This is a genomic window from Micromonospora sp. NPDC048947, assembly GCF_040649495.1.
Lineage (GTDB): Bacteria > Actinomycetota > Actinomycetes > Mycobacteriales > Micromonosporaceae > Micromonospora > Micromonospora alfalfae.
Genome location: NZ_JBEZFO010000008.1, coordinates 200,978 through 215,240 on the forward strand (window position 1 = coordinate 200,978; position 14,263 = coordinate 215,240).

At 73.0% G+C, this 14,263-nt stretch carries 13 protein-coding genes; 9 read left to right on the top strand and 4 right to left on the bottom strand.

Annotated elements, in window-relative coordinates:
• The first annotated feature begins 73 nt into the window (after window positions 1–73).
• The 4 genes from AB0B98_RS14440 (at window position 74) to AB0B98_RS14455 (ending at window position 4,073) form a co-directional block, all read left to right on the top strand.
• A complete protein-coding gene (locus tag AB0B98_RS14440) occupies window positions 74–883 on the top strand; it encodes an SAM-dependent methyltransferase (protein ID WP_238667425.1) in 810 nt (269 codons plus the stop codon).
• 79 nt (window positions 884–962) lie between these two features.
• A complete protein-coding gene (locus AB0B98_RS14445; protein WP_238667489.1) occupies window positions 963–2,621 on the top strand; it encodes a bifunctional diguanylate cyclase/phosphodiesterase in 1,659 nt (552 codons plus the stop codon).
• A 185-nt stretch (window positions 2,622–2,806) separates the two neighbouring features.
• Window positions 2,807–3,391: a TetR/AcrR family transcriptional regulator gene (locus tag AB0B98_RS14450; protein WP_357362943.1), complete on the top strand. Its 585-nt coding sequence runs from the start codon at window positions 2,807–2,809 to the stop codon at window positions 3,389–3,391.
• A 19-nt stretch (window positions 3,392–3,410) separates the two neighbouring features.
• Window positions 3,411–4,073 (top strand): lysophospholipid acyltransferase family protein, encoded by a 663-nt coding sequence (locus tag AB0B98_RS14455; protein WP_357362945.1) that lies wholly within the window; start codon window positions 3,411–3,413, stop codon window positions 4,071–4,073.
• 13 nt (window positions 4,074–4,086) lie between these two features.
• Here the strand turns inward: AB0B98_RS14455 and AB0B98_RS14460 are convergent, their stop codons facing one another.
• From AB0B98_RS14460 to AB0B98_RS14475, 4 genes are all read right to left on the bottom strand, one after another.
• A complete protein-coding gene (locus AB0B98_RS14460) occupies window positions 4,087–5,211 on the bottom strand; it encodes a glycosyltransferase family 4 protein (protein WP_357362947.1) in 1,125 nt (374 codons plus the stop codon).
• Window positions 5,208–6,467 carry a M48 family metallopeptidase gene (locus AB0B98_RS14465; RefSeq protein ID WP_357362949.1) on the bottom strand — a complete coding sequence of 420 codons (1,260 nt, stop codon included), beginning with the start codon at window positions 6,465–6,467 and terminating at the stop codon, window positions 5,208–5,210. Before AB0B98_RS14465 ends, AB0B98_RS14460 begins: the two co-directional genes overlap by 4 nt.
• 102 nt (window positions 6,468–6,569) lie before the next feature.
• Window positions 6,570–6,788: a hypothetical protein gene (locus AB0B98_RS14470; RefSeq protein ID WP_357362951.1), complete on the bottom strand. Its 219-nt coding sequence runs from the start codon at window positions 6,786–6,788 to the stop codon at window positions 6,570–6,572.
• A 355-nt stretch (window positions 6,789–7,143) separates the two neighbouring features.
• Window positions 7,144–8,595 carry an NYN domain-containing protein gene (locus tag AB0B98_RS14475; protein WP_357362953.1) on the bottom strand — a complete coding sequence of 484 codons (1,452 nt, stop codon included), beginning with the start codon at window positions 8,593–8,595 and terminating at the stop codon, window positions 7,144–7,146.
• A gap of 127 nt (window positions 8,596–8,722) precedes the next feature.
• Here AB0B98_RS14475 and AB0B98_RS14480 point away from each other — a divergent pair, with 127 nt between their 5' ends.
• The 5 genes from AB0B98_RS14480 (at window position 8,723) to AB0B98_RS14500 (ending at window position 14,226) form a co-directional block, all read left to right on the top strand.
• A complete protein-coding gene (locus AB0B98_RS14480) occupies window positions 8,723–10,477 on the top strand; it encodes a DEDD exonuclease domain-containing protein (protein ID WP_357362955.1) in 1,755 nt (584 codons plus the stop codon).
• Between the two features lie 126 nt (window positions 10,478–10,603).
• Window positions 10,604–12,397: an HD domain-containing protein gene (locus tag AB0B98_RS14485; protein WP_357363035.1), complete on the top strand. Its 1,794-nt coding sequence runs from the start codon at window positions 10,604–10,606 to the stop codon at window positions 12,395–12,397.
• Between the two features lie 53 nt (window positions 12,398–12,450).
• Entirely contained in the window at window positions 12,451–12,993 is a 543-nt protein-coding gene (locus AB0B98_RS14490; protein WP_357362957.1) for an NUDIX domain-containing protein, read from the top strand.
• Window positions 12,990–13,859: a sugar phosphate nucleotidyltransferase gene (locus AB0B98_RS14495; protein ID WP_357362959.1), complete on the top strand. Its 870-nt coding sequence runs from the start codon at window positions 12,990–12,992 to the stop codon at window positions 13,857–13,859. The genes AB0B98_RS14490 and AB0B98_RS14495 overlap by 4 nt, the downstream gene beginning before the upstream one ends.
• A gap of 79 nt (window positions 13,860–13,938) precedes the next feature.
• Window positions 13,939–14,226, top strand: coding sequence for an Lrp/AsnC ligand binding domain-containing protein (locus AB0B98_RS14500; protein WP_238667436.1), 288 nt, complete (start codon window positions 13,939–13,941; stop codon window positions 14,224–14,226).
• Window positions 14,227–14,263 lie beyond the last annotated feature (37 nt).

Here is a 14,263-nt window from a genome sequence, read left to right on the forward strand (position 1 = left end):
TGGCGTGCGTGGCGGGTGCACAATACCCGCGCGGGCGACGATGCTCGCGTCGCGGATTCGAGGGGTGAAACGCATGCAGCGGCCGGACTGGGCACCCGACACCATCGACATCGAGCGCCCGAGCGTCGCGCGGATGTACGACTACTACCTCGGCGGCTCGCACAACTTCGCCGCCGACCGGGCCGCCGCGCAGGCCATGGTCGCCGCGGTGCCCGAGGCACCTCTGATGGCCCAGGCCAACCGGGCGTTCCTGCGTCGCGCCGTGCACCACCTTGCCGACGCCGGGATCAAGCAGTTCCTGGACATCGGTTCGGGCATCCCGACGGTCGGCAACGTGCACGAGATCGCCCAGCAGCTCGACCCGCAGGCGCGTGTGGTCTATGTGGACGTCGACCCGGTGGCGGTGGCGCACAGCCGCGAGATCCTCGCCGGCAACGAGCAGGCCGCAGTCGTACAGGAGGACCTGCGCAACCCGGAGGCGATCCTGGCCCATCCGGACGTCCGCAAGCTGCTCGACCTGAGCCAACCGGTGGCCGTGATGGTCGTGGCCGTCCTGCACTTCGTCTCCGACGACGACCGGCCGGCGGAGCTGCTGCGGACGCTGCGGGACGCGTTGGCGCCCGGCAGCTACCTGGTGCTGTCGCAGGCCAGCGACGACGGGCGCAGCGAGGACGAGCGCGCCGAGGCGGAGCGGGTCTACCGGCGTACCGACAACCCGCTGTCGGTGCGCAGCCGCGCCGAGCTGACCACGCTCTTCGACGGCTTCGAGCTGCTCGACCCCGGCGTGGTCTGGGTGCCCCAGTGGCGACCGGACACCCCGGAGAGCGCGGAGGACGCCGAGCGCGCGGTCTTCATGGGCGGCGTCGGGCGCCTCGGTGGCTGAGTCGCCCGGGGCGAACCCCTGCCCGGGGACGTTCGCCCGGGCCTGGGCGAAGGCGGTCTCCGGCACCAGCTACCTACCGATGACCCAGGCCCAGTTGGAGTCCCTGCTGGACCGGCTCACCGGGCAACTGGCCGGGGCGTTGCTCACCGAGCCTTTCGACCTGCGTGCCGGGCACCGGGTCGGTGCCGAGTTGGTCGCCGCGCACATCGCTTCCGCCGAGGGGCTGGGTCGTACCGTCGAGGTCATCCAGCTCCGCCTGGTGCGTGACCTGGGCTTGGTGGCCGAGGACGTCGAGGACCGGATGGCCCGGCTGCTGGCGGCCGTGACGACCGGCTACGCCCGCGCGCTGCGCGACCGGACCCTCGACGAGCAGGAGTCGATCCGCCGCGCCGCCATGCGCGCCCGCACCCAGGCCGAGCGGGCACTGCGGGCCAGCGAGGCCCGGTTCCGACATCAGGCCACCCACGACCCGCTCACCGGCCTGCCCAACCGGACGCTGTTCACCGAACGGCTCGCCGCTGCGCTCAACGAGCCGGGCCGGGGCGCGCAGCGGGTCGGGGTGTGCTTCCTGGACCTGGACCGCTTCAAGGTGGTCAACGACACGCTGGGGCACCAGATCGGTGACCTGCTGCTGGCCACTGTGGCCGAGCGGCTGCGCAAGTCAATGGGTGAGCACCTGGTGGCCCGGCTCGGCGGCGACGAGTTCGTCATTCTGGTGGAACGCACCGCCGGCACCGACGACATGGTGGCGGTGGCCGAGACGGCGCTCGCCGCGGTACGCACACCGGCCCTGGTCGACGGGCACGAGCTTCAGATATCGGCGAGCATCGGCATCGTTGAGCGCCAGGTGGCCGGGGCGAACCCCACGGACCTGATGCGGGCCGCCGACAGCACCCTGCACTGGGCGAAGTCCGCCGGTGGGGCGCGCTGGGCGCTGTACGACGCCGAGCGCAACCAACGTGAGCTGGCCCGGTACGCGCTCTCCGCGGCCATCCCGGCGGCGTTGGAGCGGGGCGAGTTCTACCTCGACTACCAGCCGCTGACCTCGCTGCGCGACGGCAGCCTGGTCGGCGTGGAGGCGCTGGTCCGGTGGCGCCACCCCGAGTTGGGGGTGCTGCGCCCGGACAGCTTCATCGGGTTGGCCGAGGAGACCGGCCTGATCGTCCAGTTGGGCGGTTGGGTGTTGGCCGAGGCGTGCCGCGAGGCCGAGGCGTGGTCGGCCGGGGGTGTCGCCGCGCCCTTCGTCAGTGTCAACCTGGCGGTGCGGCAGGTGCACCGGCCCGGGTTGGTGCAGGAGGTCCGCGCGCTGCTGCGGCGGACCGGCCTGCCACCGGAGCGACTCCAACTGGAGATCACCGAGAGCACGATGATGAGCACCGCCGAGGAGCCGGTCCGCGCCCTGCGGGTCCTCGCCGACCTCGGGGTCCGCATCGCCATCGACGACTTCGGCACCGGTTACAGCAACCTGGCGTACCTGCGGGATCTGCCGGTGACCGAACTGAAGGTGGCCGGGGAGTTCGTGGCGGGCCTGCGGTCGCCCTCCGTCGGCCGCACCGACGAGCGGATTCTCGCCTCCCTGGTCTCGCTGGCGCACGCGCTGGACCTGACCGTCACCGCCGAAGGGGTGGAGACCGCCGGGCAGGCCGAGCGGCTACGCGCGATCGGCTGCGACGCGGCTCAGGGTTGGCACTTCGGCCGCCCGGCCCCCGCCGATCGCATCCTGGCCCGCATCCGCTGAACCTGCCCGGCCCAACCACCCCCCGACCGACGCACGTGATCCACTCGTCTTTCGTGATGTCGGGGTATCCCTCGCGCACGACACCCCGACTTCACGAAACCCCTCACCGGTCTGCGGACGGCAGACCGCCCGGGAGATCCGGCACCGAGGTAGACAGCGTCTACCTCGACTGGTAGACAGTGTCTATGGACGCGGACGAGACAGGGCTGCGGGCGCGGTTGGTGGCCGCCGGGGTGGACCTGGTGCTGCGCGAGGGCCAGTCGGCGGTGTCGCTGCGGGAGATCGCCCGTAGTGCCGGGGTCTCGCACGGCGCACCGCGCCGCTACTTTCCCACCCACGTCGACCTGCTCTCCGCCATCGCCCGGGAGGGCTTCGCCGACCTCACCGCCCGGGTCGAGCGAACGTTGCGCGACGCCGACCCGGATCCCCGTACCCAATTGACAGCGTTGGCCCGGACGTACCTGGACTTCGCGGCGGCCCACCGCGGCATGTTCGAGCTGATGTTCCGCCACGACCTGCTGGACAGCGGCCGACTGCGGCTGCGCGAGACGAGCCTGCCGCTGTTCGCCGTGCTGGCCGATCTGGTGGCGCAGGCGCGCCGGCCCACCGACGCGCCAGCGGCGGTGCTGGCCGGCGCGCTGTGGGCGAACCTGCACGGCATCGCCCAACTCTGGGCCTGGGGCAGCCTGCCGCTGGCCACCGGCGCCACCGACGACGATGCCCTGCTGCGCGCCGCGTTGGACGCCCACCTCGGCCCGGCGCGGGCCTGAAACCCGACCCGGAGGACACGTGCCCCTGCTGTACGACGTCACCAAGCTGACCGTCGGCGCCGCCCTGCGGTTTGGCTGGCAGCCCCGGGTGGAAGGGCTTGAGCATCTGCCCCGACACGGCGGCGCGATCCTCGCCGGCAATCACCTCTCCGTCGCCGACGAGCTGTTTCTCGTCACCTCGACACCCCGACACGTCACCTTCTGGGCGAAGGTCGAGTACTTCAACGGCCGGGGCCCGGCCGGTTGGCTCAACCGGCGGATCGTCGCCGGCATGGGCGCCATCCCGGTCGACCGCACCGACGGCCGGGCCGCCCTGCGCGCCCTCGACGCCGCCGTCCCGGTGCTGCGCGCCGGCGGCCTGGTCGCCGTCTACCCGGAGGGCACCCGTTCCCCGGACGGGCGGCTCTACCGGGGGCGGGTCGGGATGACCCGACTGGCCCGCGACGCCGGCGTGCCGATCATCCCGGTGGGCGTGCTCGGCACCGCCGACGTGCTGCCGGTCGACGCACGGCTGCCCCGTCGACACCCGATCACCCTGCGGTTCGGCCCGCCGATCCCGGTCGCCGAACGGATCAACGGGCCGCGGGACATCCGAACTGTCACCGACGAGGTGATGGCGGCGATCCAGCAGCTCACCGGCCAGGAGTACGTGCCGCGCTACGCGCCCGCCCGGGAGAGCTGAACGCGGGCGGCGATCAGCCGGCGAGCAGTGCCGCCATGCGTTCCGCCTGCGCCTCCCAGCGCCACTCCCGTTCCACCCACGCCCGGCCGGCCGCGCCCAGCTGACGGGCCAGGTCCCGGTCGGCGAGCAGCCGGGCTACCCGGTCGGCGAGCTGGGCGACATCCCGACCGCGCACGACGTAGCCGGTCTCCCCCTCGCGGACCGCGTCCGGCGCGCCCCCGGAGTCACCGGCCACCACCGGCAGACCGGCCGCGGATGCCTCCAGATAGACGATGCCCAGCCCTTCGACGTCGAGGCCACGGTTGCGGGTGCGGCACGGCATCGCGTAGACGTCACCGGCCGCGTAGTGCGCCGGCAACTCGACCGACGGCACCGTGCCGGTGAACACCACATCCCGTTCCACACCGGTCTGGCGGGCCAGCTTCTCCAGGGTCGCCCGGTACGGCCCGCCACCGACGATCAGCAGCGCCGCGTCGGGCACCCGGCGGCGGATCTCCGGCAGCGCCCGGATCAGGGTGTCCTGACCCTTGCGCGGCACCAGCCGGGACACACAGACGACCACCGGCCGGTCGGTCAACCCGAGCCGGGCCCGGACCTGTTCACCGTCCACGCTCGGGTGGTAGGTGTCCACGTCGACCCCGGGCGCGAGGCGGCGCAGCTCGGTCACCCCGTCCAGCACCCGGGCCAACCGGCTACGGGTGTACTCGCCGAGATAGGTGGTCACGTCCACACCCCGACCGATGCGCCGCAGCGCCGGCCGGGCGGCCGGCACCGCCGCCCAACCGATCTCGTGGCCATGGGTCTGCGCCACCACCCGGCGGATTTCGGCACGCCGCCGCAGGCCGGCCGCGAGAAGGCCCAACGGGGCCGCCGCGCCGAACCACACGGTGTCGCAGTCGTACGAGCGAGCCAACCGGGCCGCCCTGCGGGCGATCAACGGGGTGGGCAGCAACACCCGGGTACGTTCCCGGATCACCTCGAACGGCTGGTCGGCGTCGAACTTCGCTGCCCCGCGCCAGCTCGACGCGTAGACGACCACCGAGCCGGCCGGTTGACGGACCGCGAGGTTGTGCACGAACGACTGGATCCCACCCGGACGGGGCGGAAAGTCATTGGTGATCAGCAGGGTGCGGTTCATCGGCCGGCCTCCCGGGCGTACGCGCGGGCGGCGGCCATCCGCTCCACTGTCGACGGATGTGAGGCCGAATAGAGGTATTCCCAGCGGGGCGGGTCGGGGTCGCCGAGGTTGACCGAGCCGAGCCGGCGCTGCATCGACTCGAAGGACTCCGGGTCGTTGGTGAGCGCGAGCGCGTGCGCGTCGGCCCGCGCCTCCACCCGGCGGGACATCAGCGCCTGCACCGGAGCGGCAACCAGCCCGGCCACTGTGACCAGGGCGACCAGCAGCGGGAACGCGCGCGGCTGGGCCACCGAGTCGACACCCGCCAGCCGCAGCAGCGGCCCCCACGAGCCCAGCAGGTAGAGCGCCACCACGGCGGCCGCGGCGCCCAGCGCCCCGGTCAGCGTGCCGGCCGCCACGTCGGAGTCCTTCGCGTGCCCCAACTCGTGCGCCACGACGGCGGTCACCTCGGCCGGGGTCGCCTCACGCAGCAGCGTGTCGTAGACGACCACCCGTCGGGTCGGACCGAGACCGGAGACGTACGCGTTGACCGCCCTGGTGCGCCGGGAGGCGTCGGCGACCAGCACGTCACGCACCGGCACCCCGTCCCGGGCGGCCATGCTCATCAGCTCGGTGCGCAGCGGGCCCTGCTCCATCGGGGTGAACCGGTTGAACACCGGCTCCACCAGCACCGGCAACACGAACGACAGCAGCCCCACAAGCACCGCCGCGCCGGCCGCACCGAACGCCCACCACCAGCGTGGCGCGAGCCGGATGACCGCGTAGAAGGCGAACAGCGCCACCGCGCCGATCACCGCGCTGACGGCGTACGACTTGAGCAGGTCGACAGCCCAGCCGCTCCAGCCGTTGGTGCTCAACCCGTAGCGGGTGAGCACGCTCTGCCGCCAGGCGGCGAACGGGAGCGTCACCAGGTCGGCGACGAGCACCACCGCCAGCCCGCCGAGCACAGCCTGCGCCGCCCAGTGCCCACCGAACGGCCGGCCCACCAGCTCGACCAGGCGACCGCCCAACGGGGTCAACCCGAGCGCGAGGGCGATCAGCAGCCCAACGGCGAGCGCGGCGTAGCCACCGGGACGCAGCGCGGCCCGGAACTCCCGCCCCTTGGCCACCTGCTCGGCCGGCAGGTCGCCCAGCGCGGCGAGCTGGTCGGCCCGGGGTGCCGGCGGGCGGTGCCACGGGATGAGCAGCGCGGCCAGCACGACCAGCGCGAGGGCCAGCCCGGCCAGGGTCAACAGCGCCCAGCCGCGCGGGGTCACCGCGTCACCACCAGTTGTTCCCCGTTCATCGCGCCGCTCCTCCCGCCGTGACCGCTCATCCTATGGCCCGCGAAAAGCCCGCTTCCGGGCGCGGTGTCGCGCTCAGGCGACGCGGCGGCTGGCGCGACGGCGGGCTGCCTGCGGGCGCGCGGGCGCGGCCAGCACCTCCACCTCGAAGCCGGCCCGGGCGAGCACCTCGATGGCCTCGACCTCGGCGGCGACCAGCCCGGCCGCCGGGGACGTCTCGTCGAACAGGGCGGTCAGCGGGCAGCCGGAACAGCCGTCGGCCCGCTTCGCGCACCCGTCGCAGTCGATGAGCATCACGCCCTCCTGATCGGCTCGCGGCGCTCGGGCGACTCCTGCCGTCGCCGAGCGAGCACCGTCGGTGACATCGACACTAACCACCGGGTACGACAGGAACCCCGTCCGACCGCCCGTTTCGGGGCTAGATCCACTCCAGATCAGCGATATCGGGGTATCCCACCCGCCCAGAACCCCCGACATCAAGGAACCGGCGCCAGACCCGACGACTACCGACCCCCTCGGCCAGCCACGGCGCGTCGATGAGCATCCACATCGACGCCGCCCATCACCGCACCGGCAAGCGTCGACCAGTCCCGGTCGACGAAGACCTTGACGTCGTCCTGCGACCCGTCGACCTGTCGGCCCGCTGCGCTCAGGAGCGGGCGAGCCGCCGCAGCAGCGAGTCAGCGCCCAGCGGGTACGCGCCGTGCCGGCGTACCCCGTCGGCGACCTCGCGGTCCGACGAGACCACGACCACCGGCCGGCCCGCCGGCTCGGCGCGGACCAGTCGCCGGATCAGCTCGTCGGCGGTCTCACCCTTGCGGGAGAAGAGCACCCGTACGCCGCGCGGCGCGGGCGGCAGCCCGTGCATCCGCTCGGCGCCGTCGAAGACCACTGTGACCTCGTCGCCGGTCTGCGCGGCGATCCCGCCCAGCCCGGTGATCAGTCGTTTGCGCTGCTGCTCCAGGGACATCTCGCCGAAGCCACGCTTGGTGACGTTGTAACCGTCCACCACCAGGTGCGCCCGGGGCAGGGCGAGCAACTGGTCGAGCCGGGCCGGATCGTCGGTGTCGCGGGCGCGGGCGGCGGGGCCGGCCGGGGCGGTGCCCGGCTGCTCGGCGAACGCGTCGGCGACGAAGTCGGCGGGGAGCTTGTCCACCGGGTCGAGCGCCAGCTCCCGGCGCAGCCCGACGGCGGCCTGACCGATGGTCTCCAGGAGCAGCCAGAGCCGGGCGTCGTCGACCGAGCGTGCCTCCTTGGCGCTGGCCCGGGCCACCCCGGCGGCGGCCTCGGCCTCGGCCAGCCGGGCCCGGGCACGGCGGAGTTCGGCGTCCACGTCGGCGCTGGCCCGGGCGGCCCGGCCGCGCTCGGTGGCCAGCAGCTCGGTGGCCTTCCGCTCACGGGCCTGGGTCTCCCGCAGGGTGCGGGCCACCTGCCGGGACTCCTCACGCAGCTGACCCAGCTCCTCGCGGACGCGGGCCAACTCGTCGCGGAGCTTCTCGGCCTCGACCCGGGCCACAGCGCGGTCGTGCTCGGCCCGGGTGGCCCGCTGCTCGGCCTCGCGGACCAACTCGGCGACGACGGCGCTGTCCGCCTCGGCGCGCACGGCCGCGCCGCTGGCGTCGATCAGCTCCCGCCAGCCGCGGGGCCGGGCCAGGTAGGCCAGCGCGGCCACCTCGACCGGGTCGGCGGCGGCCGGCGCGGTGCCCTCGACCACTGCCGCGCCGAGGTCACCGGCGTCGGACAGGACCCGCGCGGTGACCCGCTGCCGGAACAGCGGGTCGGCGGTGAGCTGGGCGGCGATGACCGGCGCGCCGAGCCGGGCGCGGCGGTTGGGGGCGAACTTTGCCACCCGGCGCAACGGCACCGGGACCTCGTCGGTGGGGAGGGTGGGCAGCACCGCAGCGGTGAGCGTCACGATCCGCTGCCGGACCGGCTCGGGCAGGGTCGGCTCCGGCTCGGCGGTGGGGCCGTCGTCCGTTGTCGGGTCCGATGCGCGCGATGTGTCGGTGACTACGTTGTCGTCCGGGTTGCCCACAGCACCGTCGAGCGCGACCGGATCCTCCTGCGGGAGGTGGTCGTCGTAAGGCTCGGTGAGGGGCATGTGGCAAGTCTCCCACCGCGACCGGGCCCACCGCCCGGTGAGTGAGCCGATCTCTCATCCTAGCCCCATGGTGACGGATGGGACGGCTGCGACGGGAGTGTCGGACCGAGGCGCTAGCGTGCCGCCGATGGCACAGGCGGAGTACGTCCAGGAGTCACTGGCCGGTCTCGACCCGGCGGTGGGCGGGGTGGACCCGGCGCTGCCGCTCTACGCGACGACCTTCGTGGTGGTCGACCTGGAGACCACCGGCGGCGCGCCGGACGGCGGCGGCATCACCGAGATCGGCGCGGTCAAGGTGCGCGGCGGCGAGCAGTTGGGGGTGCTGGCGACCCTGGTCAACCCGGGCCAGCCGATTCCGCCGTTCATCACGGTGCTGACCGGCATCACCCAGGCCATGCTGGTGCCGGCGCCACCGATCGAGCAGGTGCTGCCGAGCTTCCTGGAGTTCATCGACGACGCGGTGCTGGTGGCCCACAACGCCCCGTACGACGTGGGCTTCCTCAAGGCCGCCTGCGCCAAGCACGGCTACCGCTGGCCCAACCCCCGGGTCCTGGACACGGCGGCGCTCGCCCGCCGGGTGCTGACCCGCGACGAGGTGCCCAACCGCAAGCTGGGCACCCTGGCCGCCTACTTCCGCACCGCCACCCAGCCCACCCACCGGGCGTTGGACGACGCGAAGGCCACCGTCGACGTCCTGCACGGGCTGATCGGCCGGCTCGGCGGGCACCGGGTGGACACGGTCGGCGACGCCATCGAGTTCGCCCGCGCGGTCACCCCTACCCAGCGCCGCAAACGGCACCTGGCCGAGGGGTTGCCCAAGGTCCCCGGGGTCTACATCTTCCGGGCCGCCGACGATCGGCCGCTCTACGTGGGCACCTCGGTCGACATCGCCACCCGGGTGCGCAGCTACTTCACCGCCGGCGAGAAGCGTGCCCGGATCTCCGAGATGCTGGGCGCGGCCGAGCGGGTCGAGGCGGTGGAGTGCGCCCACTCGTTGGAGGCGGAGGTCCGCGAGCTGCGGTTGATCGCGGCGCACGCCCCGCCGTACAACCGCCGGTCCAAATACCCGGAACGGATGCTCTGGCTCAAGCTGACCGACGATCCGTACCCTCGGCTGTCGATCGTCCGCGACCTCTCCCCCACCGACACCGCGTACCTCGGGCCGTTCACCTCCCGGCGGGCCGCCGAGCTGGCCGCCGCCGGTTTCCACGACGCGGTGCCGCTGCGCCAGTGCACGCACCGGCTCTCGCTGCGCACCGTCACGCCGGCCTGCGCGCTGGCCGAGCTGGGTCGCTGCCCGGCACCCTGCGAACACAAGATCACCCCCGAGGAGTACGACGACAGCGCCGCCGCGCCCTTCCGTACCGCGACGTCCAGCGACCCCCAGCCGGTGGTGGACGCGCTGCTCGCGCGGATCGACGTGCTCTCCCGCGACCAGCGCTACGAGGAGGCCGCTGTGGTGCGGTCCCGGCTGGCCGCCGTGCTGCGGGCCACAGTGCGGATGCAGCGGCTGGCCGCGCTGACCGGGATCGTCGAGTTGGCCGCGGCCCGGCCGGCCGCCCGGGGCGGCTGGGAGTTGGCGCTGGTCCGGCACGGCAGACTGGCCGGCGCGGGGGTGTCCCCGCCGGGCGTTCACCCGCGTCCCACGTTGACCGCGATCCGGGCCACCGCCGAGACGGTGTCGGGCGGGCACGGTCCGGTGCCGGCCGCGACCGCCGAGGAGTCGGAGCGGATCCTGTCCTGGTTGGAGCGACCGGAGACCCGACTCGTCGAGTTGTCCTCCGGTTGGTCGTCTCCGGCGAGTGGCGCGGGCCGGTTCCGTGACCTGCTGGCGAAGGCCGAAGGCGGCGCGTCCCACCAACTCTCGACCGAACGCTCATGACCAACTGACCGATCGGACTACGTCGACTCGCTTAGGCTGTTAGAGAAGTGCAGTCCTGCCCGATTCGTGGGCCTGCTCCCCCGCCGGGTTCCGGCGATGTGGAGCCGGGGTGAGGAGGTGTCCCTCGTGGACGTCGACGCCGGACACGGCGCCGCCCTGGGGGGCGCCCTGCCGACACAGCCGGGTGAGCTGCCGCTCGCCCGCCGGCTGCGGTCGTTGCTCAGCTGGCCGACCACCGACTCGGACCCGGTCACCCAGCTGGTGCGCACCCACCGGGGCATCCATGCCGGCACCGACCCCGCGGTGCTGCGCCGTGCCTACACGATCGCCGAGAACATGCACCGCGGGCAGTTCCGCAAGAGCGGGGAACCGTACATCACCCACCCCCTCGCGGTGGCGCAGATCTGCGCCGAGCTGGGGATGGACACCACCACCCTGGTCGCGGCGCTGCTGCACGACACCGTGGAGGACACCCGCTACACGCTCCAGGCGCTCTCCGAGGACTTCGGCGGCGAGGTGGCCCACCTGGTCGACGGGGTGACCAAGTTCGACAAGGCGTTCTACGGCAAGGCCGCCGAGGCGGAGACGGTCCGCAAGATGATCGTCGCGGCCGCCAAGGACGTCCGGGTGCTGATCATCAAGCTGGCTGACCGGCTGCACAACATGCGTACGCTCGGGGTGCGCTCCGCGTCGTCGCGGGAACGGATCGCCCGCAAGACCCAGGAGGTGCTGGTCCCGCTCTGTGACCGGCTGGGCATCCAGACCCTCAAACGCGAGCTGGACGACGTGGTGCTGCTGCACCTTGAGCCCGACGAGCACGCCCGGCTGGCCCGGCACGTGCACGATCGGCCCGGCTGGGATTCGTACCTCGACTCGGTGGTCACCCGGGCCCGGGTGGCGCTTCGCCGCAGCCGGGTCGACGCCGAGGTGAGCCCTCGTCCCCGGCACCTTTACTCGATCTGGAAGGACACCATCGCCGGCGGCCACACGGCTCCGTACGACCTGCCCCGCATCGTGGTGGTGGTCGACGGCCCGGCCACCGACTGTTACGCCGCGCTGGGCGCGATCCACGGCACCTGGCGACCGGTTCCCGGCCGTTTCAAGGACTTCATCGCCTCGCCGAAGAACAACCTCTACCGTTCGCTGCACACCAGCGTCTGCGGCCCTCAGGACCGCACAGTGGAGGTGTTGATCCGCACCGAGGAGATGCACCGCTCGGCCGAGTACGGCATCGCCGCCGACTTCCGTTTCCCCAGTTCCGGCAGCAGCAGCGCCGCGGCCCGTGCCGAACAGTTGGACTGGCTGCGCCGGGTGCTCGACTGGGAGCCGGACGCCGCCGACCCGGCACAGTTCTACGAGTCGCTGCGCTGCGACCTGGCCGAGGGGCAGATCCAGGTCTTCGCCGACGGCCGGCAGGTAGTGCTGCCGGCCGGTGCGACGCCCGTCGACCTCGCCTACGAGCTGGGCAACGACCGGGGCGACCACTGCCTCGCCGCCCGCATCAACGGTCGGCTGGCCCCGCTCAGTTCGGAGCTGGACGAGGGCGACGTGGTGGAGATCTTCACCGAGAACGACGGCGACAACGGCTTCGAGGCCGGTGTGGCGCCGCGCGGTCCCCGACGGGAGTGGCTGACCTTCGTCAAGTCGCCGCACGCGCAGATGCAGATCAACAGGTGGTTCGCCGAGCACACCGAGCCGGGCATCACGATCAGCGACAAGGTGCGCCTCGGTCGGGCCACCATCGGGCTCGCCCTGCGCCAGCACAACCGGGGCCTCGCCAGTGACCTGCCACTGCTGCGCCTTTCCGAGGAGTTGGGCTACCCCGACCTGGAGACCTTGTTGGTAGCGGTCTTCGACCGGGCCATCGAACCGGACACCGTGGTCCGCCAGCTCATCGACCTGGTCGACCATCGACAGTGAGCCGGCGGGCCCCAGCGCGACCGAAAGACATTCGCGACCACTAGCCTGGAGTCATGATCCCCCGCTCCCGCGCCACCGGTCGGGCCCTCTTCTACCAGGCCTTCTACCGACTGCCGCTGCCGGTGCGTCGACGCCTGGTCCGGCTGGCCGTGCCCAAGTACATCGTCGGCGCGGTGACCCTGGTCCGGGACACCGAGGCGACGGGCGCGGGCCGGTTGCTCATGCTTCGCCAGCCGCCCGGCAAGGGCTGGTCACTCCCCGCCGGCCTGCTCAACCGGGGTGAGTCCCCGGTGGTGGGCGCGGCCCGTGAGCTGTTCGAGGAGTCCGGGGTCCGGCTCCCCCCGTCCCGGCTGCGCCCGGCGGTGCCGAACGCGATCGTGCACGCCAAGGGCTGGGTGGACATGGTCTTCGAGGCCGAGGTGCCGGCGTCCAGCACCGAGCTGACAGTCGACGGCGCGGAGGTCTTCGAGGCCGCCTGGCACCCCCTTGACGACCTGCCCAAGCTGACCTGGCCGACGGCCCGGCTGCTCGCCTACTACGACATCGGGCCGCTGGCCGGGCAGTTCCCGCCGCCGGTGCCCGACGACACCCCGTGACCGGCGCGGCCGGTGTGCCGGCGCAGCTGTGCGCTGTGGTGCTGGCCGCCGGCGAGGGCACACGGCTGCGCCCGCTCACCGAACGGCTGCCCAAGGCGCTCTGCCCGGTGGGCAACGTGCCCCTGCTGGATAGGGCGTTGACGCGGCTGGCCGGCCTGGGCCTGTCCGGTCCCGACCGGGTCGCTGTGAACGCCTGCTACCTCGGCGACCAGGTGGTGGCGCACGTCGGCGACCGCGCACACCTGTCGGTGGAGCCGGGCGACCCGCTGGGCACCGCGGGCGGGGTGGCCAACCTGCGGGACTGGATCGACGGGCGACCGGTACTGGTCGGCAACGCCGACGCGTACCTCGCCGACCCGGCTGCTCCCCCGGGCCCCGACGTGGCCGCCCTGCTCGACGGCTGGGACGGGCACACCGTACGCCTGCTCGGCCAGCCCGCCGCGGACCCGACGGCGCCGGGCACCTTCGCCGGGCACTGCTTCACCGGCTTCTCGTTGCTGCCGTGGCGGCTGGTCCGGGACCTGCCTGTCGTCTTCTCGGACCTGGTTCGCGCCGTGTGGCGTCCGGCGGAGGCGGCTGGCGCCCTGACTGTGGTGCCCTACCCGGGCACCTTCTTCGACACCGGCACCCCGGCCGACTACCTGGCGGCCAACCTGCACTCCGCAGCCGGCGGCGTTCTCGTCGAGGAGTCCGCGACGGTGACCGGCCACTGCGTGGAGTCCGTCGTCGGCGCTGGCGCGCGGGTGGACGGTGACGTGTCCCGCACCGTGGTGTGGCCGGGCGCGACAGTACGGGCCGGTGAGCGGCTGCGGAACGTGATCCGGGCCGGGCGCGACCTGACAGTGCCCTGCCCCGCCGAGGGCTGAGCCCCGACGGCTCCCGCCTCCGGTCTCGGGCCGGAACATCTAGCATGGGCGACGACGCCGACGAACGGAGAAATGCCCCGTGATCACCGCGATCGTGCTGATCGACTGCGCCACCGATGCGATCCCCGAGGTGGCGGAGAACCTGGCCAACCTTCCCGGTGTCAGCGAGGTCTACTCGGTGGCCGGGCACGTCGACCTCATCGCCATCGTCCGGGTCCGCGAGTTCGACCAGATCGCCCAGGTCATCGCGGGCAGCATCTCCAAGGTCCCGGGAGTGCTCAACACCGAGTCGCACATCGCCTTCCGGGCGTACTCCCAGCACGACCTGGAGGAGGCGTTCGCGATCGGTCTGGCCAGCTCCGACTGACCCGCTCGCCGTTTCGGGTCCGCGCCAGCCGCATGGC

Coding starts and splice junctions, on each gene's coding strand:
- AB0B98_RS14480 (WP_357362955.1), top strand. CDS start 8,723: ATGGCACAGGCGGAGTACGTCCAGGAGTCACTGGCCGGTCTCGACCCG.
- AB0B98_RS14475 (WP_357362953.1), bottom strand. CDS start 8,595: ATGCCCCTCACCGAGCCTTACGACGACCACCTCCCGCAGGAGGATCCG.
- AB0B98_RS14450 (WP_357362943.1), top strand. CDS start 2,807: ATGGACGCGGACGAGACAGGGCTGCGGGCGCGGTTGGTGGCCGCCGGG.
- AB0B98_RS14445 (WP_238667489.1), top strand. CDS start 963: ATGACCCAGGCCCAGTTGGAGTCCCTGCTGGACCGGCTCACCGGGCAA.
- AB0B98_RS14470 (WP_357362951.1), bottom strand. CDS start 6,788: ATGCTCATCGACTGCGACGGGTGCGCGAAGCGGGCCGACGGCTGTTCC.
- AB0B98_RS14440 (WP_238667425.1), top strand. CDS start 74: ATGCAGCGGCCGGACTGGGCACCCGACACCATCGACATCGAGCGCCCG.
- AB0B98_RS14460 (WP_357362947.1), bottom strand. CDS start 5,211: ATGAACCGCACCCTGCTGATCACCAATGACTTTCCGCCCCGTCCGGGT.
- AB0B98_RS14490 (WP_357362957.1), top strand. CDS start 12,451: ATGATCCCCCGCTCCCGCGCCACCGGTCGGGCCCTCTTCTACCAGGCC.